Source organism: Paenibacillus sp. FSL R7-0026, from assembly GCF_038004485.1.
In the GTDB taxonomy this organism is placed as follows: domain Bacteria; phylum Bacillota; class Bacilli; order Paenibacillales; family Paenibacillaceae; genus Paenibacillus; species Paenibacillus xylanexedens_A.
Genome location: NZ_JBBORG010000001.1, coordinates 2,345,888 through 2,361,222 on the forward strand (window position 1 = coordinate 2,345,888; position 15,335 = coordinate 2,361,222).

Consider the following 15,335-nt stretch of genomic DNA (forward strand, 5'->3'; position numbering starts at 1 on the left):
ACGATGGAATAGCGTTTGGACAACCTTGAGTTGTTACAACATATTCTCTGGTGTGCTTTTTTGGTATAATAAAACAATTGAATCATATATGTGGAAATTATAATGCAAGATGGGAAGTGACAGCATGAGTAATTTGGAACAGGCCGTGCGATGGAGACAAGAAGGCAAGGTGAAGGAAGCGATTGAACTACTGCAAGAGATTACAGTCCAGGAACCCGAAAATGCGAATGTCTGGTATCAGCTGGCTTGGGCACATGATTCGCTTGGATTGGAGCGGGAAGCTGTCCCGCATTATGAGAAGGCACTGAGTCTTGGTCTTTCTGGTGAGGACAGAGCAGGGGCGATACTCGGGCTGGGCAGCACATATCGAACGCTTGGACAGTATGAGCAGGCAAAGGTTTGGTTTGAAACGGGCATGAAAGAATTCCCGGTGTACCGGGAATTTGAGGTTTTCTATGCCATGGTGCTCTACAATCTGGGTGAACATGCAGAAGCGATGCAAAGACTGCTCGTGCAACTTGCGGACACATCAAGTGACAAGAGAATCAATGACTATAACAGAGCAATCCGTTACTACGCAGATCAGCTCGATCGGGTGTGGGAATAGATAGAATACGCAGAAAAAGGGAGATGGATGAATGAACTCCAATCAAGATCTGAAACAGGTAAATGAAAGGTTGGATCAAATTGAGCGAAAATTGGATAACCTGGGAGGCAGCCATCAGAACAAACGCTCACCTGGCGTGCGCTTCCTGATTGGTTTTGGCATCACGATTGGGATTATATCTGTACTGATATTGACCCTCGGCGTTATCCAATTTGTGAGTAACGGATAGGAGAAATCGATCTTAACGACAGAGGTAGTGAGTTCTCCAAATTTACATTACCTGGCCGAGCCACTGTTGTACCTCTTCAATGAAACGCCGCGTAGCTGGCGATAGATTGCCCAAAGACGGGCAGGCCATGCCAATCGTGCGATAAGGATCTCCAGTGAGTGGTACAAGCGCGAGCGTATCAGTGTGATTTTGAAGTACCATTTCCGGCAGCAAACTGATTCCGAGACCATTACGGACCATCGCCATAATGGCTTGATCCTCGGCTACTTCATAGACGACATTGAGCTTGGCCGCATACTGCCGGATCAGTCGTTCAATCTCGTTATCTCCACCCCACTTGGGCAGAATAAAGGGTTGCTCCAGTAGAACATCAAACGAAACAGATTCCTCTGAGGCGAGAGGATGATCCAAAGGCAGGATACACATCATCCTGTCTTTTTGTAATGGGATCGTCTCAAATGGTGATGAGTCGCCGAGGGACAGAAATCCGAGATCGATGGCACCTCCAGCCAGCCAGCCCTCAATCTCAGCATAATCGCCTTCCCACAGCTTGATCTCAATTCCTGGATGACGCAGGCGAAATTGTTTCAGGATACCCGGCAACCATTGTGTGGAGACACTTGCGAAGGTACCAATACGCACCGTACCAATCTCCGCGCCGCGAATGAGGGAAATTTCCTGGTTCATGAGTTCAGTCCAGCGCAGAATCTCACGTGTGTATCCTAGAATACGTTCACCTTCAGCGGTAACCCGCACACCGGAGCGGCTGCGATGGAGCAGGGAAAAACCATATTCTGTCTCAAGACTGGCGATGGCATGGCTGACTGCGGATTGGGTGATGTTCAACGCTTCTGCCGCTTTGGTGAGACTGCCATATTCCACAACGGTATTCAATATTTCGTATTTGATCAGTGACATGAATGATCCCATTCCTTCCCATTTTCAATGCATTAATTTATTTCATATAATCCATTATAAATATTCATTTTTATAATGCAAAGAGATCGTTTATACTTGCCAAGGCGAGTTAGTTTGACGCACGATCACACAGCTCAGAATACATAGAATGAAGGTTGAAGCAAGATGAATGGTGTACATGTTAATCAAGGTCAGGCAACAAGAAGAGCGGACTTACAGATGCTGCTCGCAACGGTTATATGGGGATCATCCTATCTGTTTATGAAATCAGGTCTGGAGTCCATGCAAGAATTGAATCTGGTCGCATTTCGTTTTGGAATTGCCTTTATTGCGGCAGGACTTCTTTTTCATCGGCGGTTGTTTAACATGGATCGCAGAACACTTGTGGCAGGCGCTATTATGGGGACAGCTTTATTCGCTGCATTTGTATTCATCACCTATGGTGTGCAACGAACCACGACATCCCAAGCGGGATTCCTAATAAGTTTGGCCGTTATTTTTGTACCGATCCTGACGACGATCCAGCATCGTCGTATGCCGGATAAACGATTGACACTCAGTATCCTGGTTGCCGTTACCGGGCTTGGCTTGCTGACGCTTCAGCATCAGCTTAGTCTGCACACGGGAGATATTCTCTGCATACTAGCAGCACTTGTGTATGCCGTCTATATAATGATTGCTGGCAAGTTCACACCTAAGCATGATCCGTTAACATTGGGGACAGTTCAATTGGGTGTTGCAGCGATGTGGGGAATTGCAGCTACATTTATGCTGGAAACGCCACGTATGCCCGATACGGCTGAATCCTGGGCAGCCATTCTTGGCTTAGGTGTTTTGTGTAGCGGCTTGGGGTATATTCTGCAGACACTCGCACAGCGCCATGCTTCTCCCACGAGAACAAGTCTGATCTTCTCACTCGAACCACTGTTTGCAGCGGCCTTTGCATTTACCTTTCAAGGGGAATCACTAACGTTACAAGGATATGCAGGAGCAACGCTGATGTTGGTCGGTGTTCTCATCACAGAGATCAAACTTCCACAGCCAATCTTCTGGCGTAGAAAACGCCCGGTTTTACAGTCGGAACTCGGCGATCAGCGAGCACCAGGCGTATAATTGGCGGACAAAGGGTCCTTTCGTCATCTTCTATGGAAGGTGGGGAGGGGGCTTTTTTTGGTTATGTCGCAAACCTTGTGAAACAGATAAACAACTACCTAACAAAAACAGAATAACATAACCTTGTTTTGTTGATTTTTGTTTTTTATGCTACACTGAATGGAAAATTAGGAAAAACGGGTGAGTAGGATGGCCAAAAGAGTAACGATGCAGCAAATTGCGGATGCTGCGGGGGTGTCCAAATTCGCAGTCTCCCGTGCGCTGACAGGCAAGCCTGGTGTGAGTGAGCATACACGCGAGATGATTGTCAGAACGGCGGGGCAGCTTGGGTATTTCAGAACTGAGCCTAAGCGTTATCCGGGGGAGAAAGAGATATTAGTGGAGATGAAGCCAGAAGCGGAGCGACAAGGCACGATATTGATTTTGTTTCCTAACGTTCGTTCTCAGAATCGATCTTCCTTATACTGGGGGCCAGTATTTGATGGCATTTCTGAGAGGTTGAATGAGAAGGGAATGGATATTTTAACGCTGACAGAACCCTCTTCAGATCGGATGTTCTCGGTCCTTAATCCCGAAGCAATCAGCGGAGTCATTACCGTGGGCACCATCTCGACATCGGTATTGCTGGAGATTTACAGACTGCGTATTCCGCTTGTCATGGTGGATCATGAAGACCCTGCCATATACGCAGACTCGGTTTTTACGGACAATATGAAATGTATGAAAGAACTGGTTCTCATGCTCGTTGGAAAAGGGTATAGAAGATTCCAGTTTGCCGGGCAACTGCCCGATGCGGCAAGTTTTAGAGAACGCTGGCTTGGATATCGTACGGTGCTGGAAGAGAAACAGTTGGAGGGGAAACAGCAAGAAGGCTTGCTGGGACCAGAGTATGATCAGATCCGGAAATCCATTGCTGAAATGGAGCTGGAGGATATCCCTGAAGTTATTGTGTGCGCAAATGATCATACAGCTGTCATTGTCATTCAGGCACTCGAAAGTCGAGGCATTAAGGTGCCTGAACGCTGTGCCGTAACCGGATTTGACAATACGCAGACGGATGAACCCATTCTTGCTTCGGTACATATTAACAAAGAGAATCTGGGAACGAGAGCAGTAGATCAGCTATTGTGGCGGATGAAACATCTGGATGAACCTTATGAACGCAAGCTGATCTATTCGGAATTAATTATTCGTGATGAATATAACGCCAGTATACAGTAATGGGATATGAACTTAAGGGTCATTTTAACAATGATCATACGGGTAAATGAAATCAGGTGAAAGACATGGAGAGGTTAGAGCTTCATGTCTTTTTGGTATGCAGAAACCATTTAACAAATTAAATTACAAAACAGATTGACTATAAGAAGCATATCGTGTTAATTTTGTTTTGTAAGTTATTTGTTTTTATAATAACAAAACCTAACAAAATATTATTTACCAACTCTAACAACAATGGAGGCTGTCATGAGCACAATACAATCACATGTTTTTCAGAATTGGACGTTCAAGGCTTGCGAAGATCAAGAGTGGATGCCGGCTCAGGTGCCCGGCTGTGTGCATACAGATTTGCTGAAGCTGGGCAAGATTCCAGATCCTTTTTATGGAACAAACGAGAAGGAAGTACAATGGATTGATAAGATAGATTGGGAATATCAGACGAAATTTGACGTTGCCGAAGGGTTGTTCTCGCAGGAACATCTGGAACTGGTGTTTGATGGTCTGGATACATATGCGGATGTGTATGTGAATGATGTGCATGTGTTATCAGCAGATAATATGTTCCGGGTATGGAAGGCGGATGTGAAGGCCATATTAAAAGGGAAAGGCAACATTCTTCGAATACGTTTTCGGTCACCAATTCAGGAAGATCTGCCGAAGCTGGAGAAGCTCGGATATGCATTACCGGCATCGAATGATCAGTCCGATGTTGGCGGACTTGGAGACAAAAGAGTAAGTATTTTTGCCCGTAAAGCCCCGTATCACTATGGTTGGGACTGGGGTCCGCGTTTTGTAACCAGTGGGATCTGGCGTGAAGCACGTCTTGAAGGTTGGACACAGGTACGAATCAATGATGTGTATATCCAGCAAAATGAAGTAAGCGCTATCTCAGCTTCATTAACTGCTGTTGTGGAAGTCGAGACATCACAAGCGGTAGATACGATTATTCGTATCGGCGCAGATGGACAGAGATGGGAAAGATCCGTATCACTACAACCCGGAACTCAGACTGTGGAAATTCCAATCTCTATTGATGAACCAAAACTGTGGTGGAGCCGTGGGCTTGGTAATCCGCATATGTACACCTTCCTTACCGAAGTGCTTCAAGGTGAACGAGCTGTGGCTGAATCTACAGTGAAGACTGGGCTTCGTTCCATTCGCTTGGTACGTGACAAAGATAAAGCGGGAGCATCCTTTTATTTTGAATTAAACGGGGTTGCGGTCTTTGCCAAAGGGGCCAATCACATTCCGAATGATAGCTTCATCACCGAAATTACCCGTGAACGTTATCGTCATGAGATCGTATCCGCAGCCGAGTCTAATATGAATATGCTACGCGTGTGGGGTGGCGGAATCTATGAGCAGGATGTGTTCTACGAACTGTGTGATGAATACGGAATCCTGGTATGGCAAGACTTCATGTTTGCTTGCAGCATGTATCCAGGAGATGAAGCGTTCCTGAACAGTGTGAGACATGAGGCGATTGATAATGTGAAACGTCTGCGCAACCATCCAAGTATTGCACTCTGGTGTGGGAACAACGAGATTGATTCGGCTTGGGCTCACTATGTTGAGAATGGTGGCTGGGGTTGGAAAAAGGAATTTACTGCCGAGCAGCGTGAAAGCATCTGGGCCGATTACGAAGCCATCTTCCATGATCTGCTGCCAGAAGTTGTTGAAGCGTATGCGCCAGGTGTGGATTACTGGCCTTCCTCACCACTGGTATCACTGACAGGGGATGAGACGCAACATGCGCACCCATCCACAGCTGAAGGGGATATCCACTACTGGGGCGTGTGGCACAATGTAGAACCGTTCGAGAACTACAACGTGCATGTGGGTCGTTTCATGAGTGAATACGGATTCCAGTCTTTCCCGGAGTACAAGTCAGTACGCACTTACGCGGAAGAAGAAGATCTGGCTCTGGAGTCGGAAGTCATGCTGGCTCATCAAAAGAATGGGGCAGGCAATCGTCTGATCAAACAGTACATGGATATGTACATGCATGAATCGAAGGACTTCCCATCGTTCCTGTATATGAGCCAGGTGCTTCAAGCGGAAGCGATGAAGACAGCCATTGAAGCGCACCGTCGCCGCAAACCATTCTGCATGGGCACACTTTACTGGCAAATGAATGACTGCTGGCCGGTGGCTTCATGGGCAGGTATGGACTACCTTGGTCGTTGGAAAGCATTGCAATATTATGCGAAACGCAGCTTCAGCGATGTGTTGGTATCGGTAGATGGAACAAAAGAAGATACAACAGATATATATATCATCTCGGATCAATTACAACCTGTAAAAGGGCAGTTACAGATTCGTTTGCTCGGGTTCGATGGAACGGTACATCGTGATGAAACACATGACGTGACTTTGGCACCTAATACAGGTGATCGAGTGCTGTCATTACGTAACGCGGAATGGCTTGAAGGTCATGATACAGCTAACACGCTGCTGCGCCTGGATCTGAAACAGGAAGGTGCGGCGAATATCGTACAGGAACACTATTTTGTACCGTCCAAAGACCTTGCTCTGCAGCCTGCAAACATCAATGTAAGCGGAGGAGCGGATGAGAACGGCGTTCATCTGGTACTGGAAAGTGACGTGCTTGCTAAACAGGTATGGCTATCTTCGGATGTGGAGGGTGTCTTCTCAGATAACTTCTTCGACTTGATTCCTGGCATTCCGGTGAAGGTGCAGTTCACTTCCAGAGAGGGATTGCAGTCTAATGATGTGATATCAAATCCGGGACCGATCGAGGTTCGATCCATGATTGATTTTATTCGTTTGACCTAGAAGAAACGGTTGGAGTCTCTCGTAAGAGAGATTTCAACCGTTTTTTTATTGAAACCGGACCCCATTTATATTTCGTAATGGTTTCGTAATACTTCGCTTAGAGAATCGTAAGCTGTCTTGCTTATTGTAATCCATGTAAGTAATAAACGAATGGAGAGTGATAAGAATGATGAAAACGAATAAGAGCAAAAAAGTGATGGTAGCAGCGGTATTGATAATGTCTATGGCCTTTTCTGGATTGGCAAGTGCTGCAGATATGAAAACGATTAAAAAGGATGGCATGGAACTTGTTCAATTGAGACAGGCAGCGAAAATGTATGATTACAGCATTATGTGGGACAGCAAGGATAGATCTGTAACTTTGATGTATATGGGCAAAATGGACGACAAGATGATGAAAGACGACAACATGATGGAAGACGATATGAAGATGAAAGACGACAACATGATGGAAGAAACGATGATGCCTGCGGGGAAAACGATTAAATTGTGGATTGGATCGAAAAAAATCACGGTAGACGGTATGCAAGTTAACTTGAAATCGATGCCTGTCATCCATGAAGGGAATTCGTATGCGGCTGAGTCTGTAATTGAACAATACATGATGCCACCCATGGGAATGAAGTAATTTAAGGGCTAAGCATCGCCATCACCATATGATATGATTGGCTCAAATGTATTTTCTGGAATATGGGGTGGGTTCGTTTGAATGAATGTGTACTTGTTGCGGATGATGATACAAATATTACGGACGTTTGTCGCAGGTATCTGGAACGGGAAGGTTATCTTGTCGTGACGGCTAAGGACGGTTTGGAGGCTATTGAGCTGTGGCACAGCCAAACGCCAAGCTTGATTGTGCTCGACCTGATGATGCCACATAAGAATGGTTGGGAAGTTTGTAACGAGATTCGGCAAACCGAGGATGTGCCCATTGTAATGCTGACGGCCCGGGGTGAGGAACAGGACCGTCTGATGGGACTGACGATGGGGGCGGATGATTATCTGACCAAACCATTCAGTCCGAGAGAACTTGTGCTGCGTGTGAAGGCAATCCTGCGGAGAATGCGAATTGCGCAGGCATCACCTGTTACAACATCTGAATATACGATCAATTATGAAGGGCTTACCATTGATTTTACCAAGCGTGAAGTGCACATCAGTGGGCAGGCCATTGAATTGACCGTTACAGAGTTTGACATGTTGTATTTGCTGGCAAGTCACCCGGGCCAGGTGTTCTCCCGTAACCAGATGTTAAGCAAGATTTGGGATTTTAGCTATGAGGGAGATACAACAACGGTGACTGTACATGTTCGGAGATTACGAGAGAAGATCGAACAGAATCCTTCTGATCCAAAATATATTAAAACAGTTTGGGGTATAGGCTACAAGTTTGCGGGTGGCAGTTCATGAAACTTCGCACATACTTGGTGTTGTCCAGTCTCACAGGCATTGGCGTATTATTAATTTGTTTGTTCATCAGTTATTCCAAAATGCTGCTTACGATCGAACAATTGTATTGGTTATCGGCTATAACAGCAGGGGTAGGCTTACTTTCGTTTATTCTTCAATATTTGCTGACTAAACCATTAGAAAAATCAATTGCGCGAATTACACAGCAGACAATACGCATTGCCGAAGGGGATTTCCATACGGAAGTCCCTCTCATCGGTACGCAGGAATTTAAGCTCCTAGCACAGCAATTTAATGAAATGAGTTCTAAGCTGAAGGAAAGCTTTGATCATCTGCATCACTCAGAAACTGCGAGACGAGAGTTGATCGCTAATGTTTCCCATGATTTACGAACTCCCTTGGCATCCATTCAGTCATTCGTCGAAGCGTTGGAGGATGATGTCATTCAGGATAAAGAAACCTTTCAACGTTACCTGAACACGATACGACTTGAAACGAAGCGTTTGGGAGGGCTTATTCAAGATTTGTTCGAATTATCCAGCCTGAAAGCGCAAGGGGAGGTATTTGACCCTCAGCCTTGTCACGTCGATGAGTTGCTGCTCAGTACGTTGGAGAGTTTTTCGTTTCATCTCGCTGAGAAAACGCTGAACGTTGAAATCGATTTGCCCGATAAATTACCAGCCGCGGTCATGATGCCTGCACAAATGAAGCGGGTCCTTTCCAATTTGCTGCAAAATGCCATTCAATACTCTCCTGTTGAAGGAAAAATCATTCTGGCTGCCGAAGAAAAGGGGCCGTTTATACGAATTTCAGTTACGGATGAAGGGGAAGGCATTGAAGCGGAGGAAACTTTGCGGATATTTGAACGTTTTTATCGAATTGACAAATCACGTAGCAAGAGCAATGGGGGGGCTGGGCTTGGCCTTGCCATCGCTCAATCGATTGTGGAACTCCATGGTGGCGAGATCGGGGTTCAGAGTACAAAAGGAGAAGGAAGCTGCTTCTGGTTCACGCTTCCGATCTACGTCAGTCGTTAACCTTGGTTAATCAAACGCAGTATTTATTCAGGTGGTGAATGACTTGACCAGTGATTTAGTATTTCTTTTCGGCGTTTTTGGTGCAGGATTGTTATCGTTTTTTGCGCCATGTATTCTGCCACTGATCCCGGTATACGTGTCTTATCTATCCGGAAGCATGGTCAACGGTACGAATCAGCAGCAGCCTGACACCAATTCGGTTCGGTTGCGGTCCACACTTGTTTTGCGGACTTTATTATTTGTTCTTGGGCTGTCCCTGGTATTTGTATTACTCGGTTTTGGTTCAGGCATCGTTGGTAATTTGATCTCAAGTCCTGTGTTTCTTGCGATCTGCGGAGCCATTGTGGTGATATTTGGAATTTATCAAACCGGGTTGATCCGACTATCCTGGCTGGAACGGGAGAGAAAGCTGTCAAACAATCATGCCAGGCGAGGAGGATATGTCGGAGCGTTCCTGCTGGGTCTGACGTTTAGTTTTGGCTGGACGCCTTGTATCGGGCCTGTGCTGGCGGCCATTCTTGGTATCGCCGCAGGAGAAGGCTCTCCACTGTATGGCGGGTTTCTCATGTTCCTGTACACCCTTGGGTTGGCGATTCCTTTCCTGATTATGTCCGTTTTTTCGGAATATGTTATGAAGCGGATACGTCGTTTATACAGGTACATGGGCGTCATCAAAATAACTTCCGGCTGTATTCTTATTGTCATGGGACTATTGTTAATGACAGACCGGCTAAACAGCTTGGTGACCTGGTTTCAATAATCATTGGAGGAATTTGGTATGAAGACGGCACGGAAATGGATGGTATCTGTAATCGTATTCGCTGGAGCCCTGTTGATCTTGAGCGCATGTGGATCACAGCAAACAGATACAAAACAAACGGGGTCATCATCAACCCCAGCATCAACATCCGATATGAGTTCGTCAACCATGATGAACAAGGGCGAGACGGCTCCTGAATTTTCATTGCGTGATCTGAAAGGAAACACGGTTGGACTTTCTGATGTTCAAGGCAAGAAAGTGTATGTGAAATACTGGGCTTCCTGGTGTTCCATCTGTCTTGCCGGTTTGGAAGACCTGAACAATCTGGCTGGTCAAAACAATGATTTTCAAGTCATTACGATTGTGACGCCAGACTACAAAGGAGAGAAATCCTCCCAAGCGTTTACTAAATGGTTTGACCAACAGCCATATGATAACATAACTGTTCTTTTGGATGAGGAAGGTGTATGGGCCAAGGAATTTGGTGTAAGAGCGTATCCTAGTTCCTTTTATATTGGCTCTGATGGTATTTTAGCGAAATCGCAGCCAGGGCATGCATCCAATGAACAGATCATGGAATCATTACAAGAGATTTTGTGAGAAGGGAGGAAGTGTCATGAAAAGGACGCTGCTGGGCCTGTGCCTCCTTGTTATAGCGATAGTTGTGTCTGCTTGTGGAAACAGGGCTGAGAGCCATTCAGCTGCATCTTCATCTTCATCTTCGTTATCCACTCAACCTGTCAAGGCATCGAGTGTCTCCGAGGAAAAACTGAGTAACCTGTACTTGGCAGGAGGCTGTTTCTGGGGTGTGGAGGCATATATGGCTCGTATTCCGGGGGTTCAGGATGTGACTTCCGGTTATGCCAACGGGGAAGGAGAGAATCCAACCTATGAGGATGTTATTCGCGGGGACCAGGGGTTTGCGGAGACTGTTCATGTAAAATATGATCCGCAGCAAGTATCTTTGCAGAAATTGCTTGAATCTTATTTTCGAGTTATTGATCCTACCAGCTTGAATAAGCAGGGCAATGATCGTGGCATTCAGTATCGGACAGGAATCTATTATACGTTGGCTGAAGATGCCAAAATTATTGAACAGGCTGTAGAGGCAGAGCAAGAAAAATATGACCAACCCATCGTAACGGAGGTAATGCCTCTGCAGAATTATTATTTGGCGGAGGAGTACCATCAGGATTATTTGGAAAAAAATCCGAACGGATATTGTCACATTGATATGACTGTCCTGGATGACCTGGAGATTGGAATTGATCCCGCTCAATATCCACGTCCAACAGATGAACAATTAAAGGAACGTTTAACAGATGAACAGTATGCGGTTACGGTAAACAATGATACGGAGCATGCATTCAGTAACGAATACTGGGATAATGAGGAGCCAGGTCTGTACGTGGATATTGCCACGGGAGAGCCGTTATTCACAAGCCGGGATAAGTATGATTCTGGTTGCGGGTGGCCGAGTTTTACAAAACCGATTGTACCTGAGGTTGTTACCTATACAAATGACATGAGCTTTGGTATGGATCGCACGGAGGTACGAAGCCGGGCAGGAGACATCCACCTTGGGCATGTGTTCGATGATGGTCCCGAAGATCGCGGCGGCAAACGTTACTGTATTAACAGTGCATCGATCCGGTTTATTCCGTTAGACAAGATGGAGGAAGAACGATACGGATATTTATTGTCTTTTGTCGAGTAGAGAAGGGCAGCTGACTTTATTAAAAGATAATAAGGCCATAATTTAGAACGGTTGAGATCTCTCTATGAGGGATTTCGACCGTTTTTTATTTTGCGGCATCTAACAAAAAACAGAGGTAGTCTTCAAAGATGGTTGCATCATTGTTATAATTGATAATCATTATCATTTATAGGTAGGTTTTTAGTCACAATGCCAAGGTATTGTGTGTGTTTGATCGCTTAGGAGAGGGAGTTTATATGGGAATTCAGAATGACATCAAGCTGTGGGATCAGGTTCAGGTTCGCGTGCTTGATGTGCGTCTTATATCACTCGCAACACACGAGTTCATACGCAATTATGTGTTACCAACCAGTGCATTTGTGTATGTTCAAGGCAGGGGTCAGGTCTGGCTCGATGAAGAGGTATGGACTACAAACCAGTTCTTGCTGCTGCATGGGGGAAAAGGAAGACGTCTGACACTTGAAACGACAGGGGTTATGGAGGTACATCTGATTTTGTACAAATCAACCTTGCCCTCTAACGTGCTTGTGGAGTACCGAATGATGCTTAACCAGCGTAATCCGTTTGAAGAGTCCTGGGCGACAGTGCCGGATCATACACTTGAACTACGTGAGCTTGTGCGGAATATACATGAATGCTGGTCAGGGCAGGAGCGAGTGGGCAAAATTCAGGTCAAAGTGTATTTCTTTCAACTGGTACAGCTTGTCTTGTTACAGCGGAGTCGCATGTTTAACGAAGTTCAGCAGCCTTCCCTTACCGATCAGGTTTTGCGATATATCAAAGCTCATTACCGGGAATCGATCTCACTTGATTCGCTTGCCCAGTCCTTGAGTTACAGTCCGCAATATTTATCACGCAAATTCAAGGAGCAGACGGGATGTACACCGACAGAATATGTGATTCGGTTACGAATGGCTGAGGCAAGGAGTCTGCTTGCGTCCACAGAAGCTTCATTACAGGAGATTGCTGCGTATGTGGGTTATATGGACCCGTTTTATTTCAATCGTATATTCAAAAAAGAGACCGGTATCACACCAGGGCAATATCGGTTGAAGCAGCAGGAAAACTCGAAATCAGTTTCAAAAAGTACATTAAATGCAACAAATGAATCCATTGTAACAGGAGGGGATCAACGTTATCCTTTAATTGATGATGATAATCATTATCAATATAAGGGAGATGAGGAAATCAACATGTTTAACCATTTTAAATCAGCGATCATGTCGCTTGCGCTTGTACTCACATTGAGTGCTTGTGGAACAGCCCAGCAGGGGGCAGAAACATCCGAAGTTGCGGCTGAACCCGAACAACCGGCAGTCGTGGAAACCCAAGTGGTAAATACGACCTTTGGTGAGGTAGAAATTCCTGCACATCCTGAGCGAGTTGCTGCCATAGATTATCTGGGAACGGTGCTTGCTCTTGGTGTCAAACCGATTGGTGGAGGCCAATTTCTAATGAACAGTCCTTATCTGGAAGGTCACATGGATGGTCTTGAAACGATAGGGGATTCCGTTGAACAATTGATGGAGCTGGAACCTGATCTCATTATTACATTGAATCCGGACAAGGCCGCTTATGAGAAATACAGCAAGATTGCTCCGACCGTTTCGATCGCATCCATCACTTTTCCGACACTCAAGGACGAAGTAAACTATTTCGGTAAAGTCCTTGGCAAAGAAGCGGAAGCAGAGAAGTGGCTGGCTGATTTTGATGAGGAGATTGCCAAAATCAAGCAGGATGTGCAGAGTGTTGTTCCAGCTGAAGCTACATTCTCTGTTATGCAGGAATATGATCGCCAAGTCTTCATTTTTGGTAATCAGTCGGGCCGGGGAGGACGTAACATCTATGAATTGCTTGGTTTGCAAGCACCAAAGAACATTCCATCCGAGTTGATGCAGGGCGCCTATCATGAATTCTCTATAGAACTGCTCTCCAAATATGCGGGAGATTACATTGTGCTGACCAGCAAGTCTCAGTTGAAAGATCTTCAGGCAGATCCGATCTGGGGTTCATTGCCTGCTATCAAAAATGGAAAAGTGTACATATGGACGGAAGAACAATCCTGGTTCCGTGACCCTATCGCCTTGTTGAAACAGACACAGGATCTGGCTGAATGGATTATTGGACTTAATACACCGTCTAAATAAGGAACTTCAAAAAACCGTGCCGCCCAGTTTGCTGAGCAGCACGGTTTTCATATTCTTATGTAGGACTGAACAGTAGAGGGGATTAGCTGCCTGTACGGAGATGAAATAACAGTGTGATTACCTAAGAGTTTATTCGCTCTTTTGTTCGTTCTGAATTTCTTGCAGATCCTCCAGTTGCAGTGTGAGGTCATTCTCGGGATTTGCACTCACAATGACTTCTGACGGTGATTGTTGCTGACCCGGCTGGTTCGACTTGGCGGCAGGTTTGATCACGTAGAGACTCTGAACGGAGTTGAGCAGGCTGGCAGGGGTGTCTTCATACGTTTCCAGGAAGAGTACATAGTCTTTGGTAGGAATCAGCTTGAGGTTGTCATCATTAATAATCTCGGTGTTGCCTAGTTGTCCGCCAAGTTGCTTCACTTCAAGTTTTTCCCCGGCAGTGTAACCGCCTTTATAGGATTCAGCGACCTGAATCGTGTGGATCGTATAAATTTTGTCAAAAGAAGATGGCTCTCCGCCCGGATCGGACGCGGGGTTTAACTCGTTTTCATTGGCAGCATCGGTAACTTGTACGATATCGTTTAAAGCTTCCACACGAGTCTCAACAACACTGCCTTTCACAATCGTATTTGCTCTCTCGGACAGGTCGCCAATGCTGGCATAACTCGGGTAATCTTCAGAAGCAATAATGGTCATGGGTGCATCGGATGGGGACGCGGTAGGTGTAACAGAAGAACATCCAACAGCAGATAAAATGAAAATGGAAGAGAGAAGCAGCGTTAATACTCGATTTTTGTTCATGGACAGGAATCCTCCTTGGATTTTTGGGATAAGTTCGTAGCGGATTAGTACTTGGATTTTACGTTATTGATATCAAAAGTTTGGGGTTGGGTCATGGAATTGCGGTTACGGGAGTAAGACATAATGGAAGGACTGCTTGTTGTCGGGTTGTCACCGAGCCAGATGGAGTGTCCGAGTTCGTGGACAAATACGCTTTGAATGAAGTTGGATAAGTTGGTCGCGTCAGGGGTGATTGTGGATGCATTGAGTTCGATGCGGAAGCTTACGACTTGACTGCCGGATACGGAGGCGTAGTTGACACCATATGCTGTATTATTGAAGTTTCCTGCGGTGATGGTGTTTGGGGAGTTACTTGTTTTGGTGAATTTAACTTTGGCACCTGCATTGTTCCAGTTGGTAAGGGAAGCGTCCATGGGAGTCTGCCATGCGGCGGCGTAATTATACGTACGAATGGGGATGGTGGTACTGGGATAACCGTAGGTTAGAAAGGTTGCCGCATAGATGGTACTGCCAAACATCGCAATCGCTGAGAACAACATGATGCTCATCAAAAACTTCCTTTTCATACTTAAAACCTCC

At 45.7% G+C, this 15,335-nt stretch carries 15 protein-coding genes; 12 read left to right on the forward strand and 3 right to left on the reverse strand.

All coding sequences use genetic code 11. The features are described 5' to 3' along the window. The first annotated feature begins 124 nt into the window (after positions 1–124). Together MKY44_RS10890 and MKY44_RS10895 are read left to right on the forward strand one after the other, a co-directional pair. On the forward strand, positions 125–607 hold the full coding sequence (locus MKY44_RS10890) for a tetratricopeptide repeat protein (protein WP_341007046.1): 483 nt from the start codon (positions 125–127) through the stop codon (positions 605–607). Positions 608–638: 31 nt separating this feature from the next. Continuing rightward, complete coding sequence (locus MKY44_RS10895; RefSeq protein WP_036670545.1) at positions 639–836, forward strand: hypothetical protein; 198 nt, start codon at positions 639–641, stop codon at positions 834–836. A 42-nt stretch (positions 837–878) separates the two neighbouring features. Here the strand turns inward: MKY44_RS10895 and MKY44_RS10900 are convergent, their stop codons facing one another. Then, entirely contained in the window at positions 879–1,754 is an 876-nt protein-coding gene (locus MKY44_RS10900) for a LysR family transcriptional regulator (RefSeq protein WP_341007047.1), read from the reverse strand. Positions 1,755–1,919: 165 nt separating this feature from the next. On the opposite strand from MKY44_RS10900, the gene MKY44_RS10905 reads away from it, so the two are divergent. The 10 genes from MKY44_RS10905 (at position 1,920) to MKY44_RS10950 (ending at position 13,955) form a co-directional block, all read left to right on the forward strand. Further along, on the forward strand, positions 1,920–2,867 hold the full coding sequence (locus MKY44_RS10905) for a DMT family transporter (RefSeq protein WP_341007048.1): 948 nt from the start codon (positions 1,920–1,922) through the stop codon (positions 2,865–2,867). 189 nt (positions 2,868–3,056) lie between these two features. Next, a complete protein-coding gene (locus MKY44_RS10910) occupies positions 3,057–4,088 on the forward strand; it encodes a LacI family DNA-binding transcriptional regulator (RefSeq protein WP_341007049.1) in 1,032 nt (343 codons plus the stop codon). A 246-nt stretch (positions 4,089–4,334) separates the two neighbouring features. Next, complete coding sequence (locus tag MKY44_RS10915) at positions 4,335–6,884, forward strand: beta-mannosidase (RefSeq protein WP_341007050.1); 2,550 nt, start codon at positions 4,335–4,337, stop codon at positions 6,882–6,884. A 166-nt stretch (positions 6,885–7,050) separates the two neighbouring features. Continuing rightward, positions 7,051–7,512 (forward strand): stalk domain-containing protein, encoded by a 462-nt coding sequence (locus tag MKY44_RS10920; protein WP_341007051.1) that lies wholly within the window; start codon positions 7,051–7,053, stop codon positions 7,510–7,512. 77 nt (positions 7,513–7,589) lie between these two features. Next, on the forward strand, positions 7,590–8,294 hold the full coding sequence (locus MKY44_RS10925; protein ID WP_341007052.1) for a response regulator transcription factor: 705 nt from the start codon (positions 7,590–7,592) through the stop codon (positions 8,292–8,294). Next, positions 8,291–9,331 carry a sensor histidine kinase gene (locus MKY44_RS10930; RefSeq protein ID WP_341007053.1) on the forward strand — a complete coding sequence of 347 codons (1,041 nt, stop codon included), beginning with the start codon at positions 8,291–8,293 and terminating at the stop codon, positions 9,329–9,331. Before MKY44_RS10925 ends, MKY44_RS10930 begins: the two co-directional genes overlap by 4 nt. A 34-nt stretch (positions 9,332–9,365) precedes the next feature. Beyond that, positions 9,366–10,091, forward strand: a complete 726-nt coding sequence (locus MKY44_RS10935; RefSeq protein ID WP_341009825.1) for a cytochrome c biogenesis CcdA family protein — start codon at positions 9,366–9,368, stop codon at positions 10,089–10,091. Between the two features lie 18 nt (positions 10,092–10,109). After that, positions 10,110–10,691: a redoxin family protein gene (locus tag MKY44_RS10940; RefSeq protein WP_341007054.1), complete on the forward strand. Its 582-nt coding sequence runs from the start codon at positions 10,110–10,112 to the stop codon at positions 10,689–10,691. A 16-nt stretch (positions 10,692–10,707) separates the two neighbouring features. Further along, a complete protein-coding gene (msrB, locus tag MKY44_RS10945; RefSeq protein ID WP_341007055.1) occupies positions 10,708–11,808 on the forward strand; it encodes a peptide-methionine (R)-S-oxide reductase MsrB in 1,101 nt (366 codons plus the stop codon). 236 nt (positions 11,809–12,044) lie between these two features. Then, the gene (locus MKY44_RS10950) at positions 12,045–13,955 is read left to right on the forward strand and encodes an AraC family transcriptional regulator (RefSeq protein WP_341007056.1); all 1,911 of its coding nucleotides are present in this window, start codon (positions 12,045–12,047) and stop codon (positions 13,953–13,955) included. A gap of 129 nt (positions 13,956–14,084) precedes the next feature. Here MKY44_RS10950 and MKY44_RS10955 read toward each other — a convergent pair whose 3' ends face one another. Continuing rightward, the gene (locus MKY44_RS10955; protein ID WP_341007057.1) at positions 14,085–14,756 is read right to left on the reverse strand and encodes a hypothetical protein; all 672 of its coding nucleotides are present in this window, start codon (positions 14,754–14,756) and stop codon (positions 14,085–14,087) included. Between the two features lie 44 nt (positions 14,757–14,800). After that, on the reverse strand, positions 14,801–15,322 hold the full coding sequence (locus MKY44_RS10960; protein ID WP_315372625.1) for a hypothetical protein: 522 nt from the start codon (positions 15,320–15,322) through the stop codon (positions 14,801–14,803). Positions 15,323–15,335 lie beyond the last annotated feature (13 nt).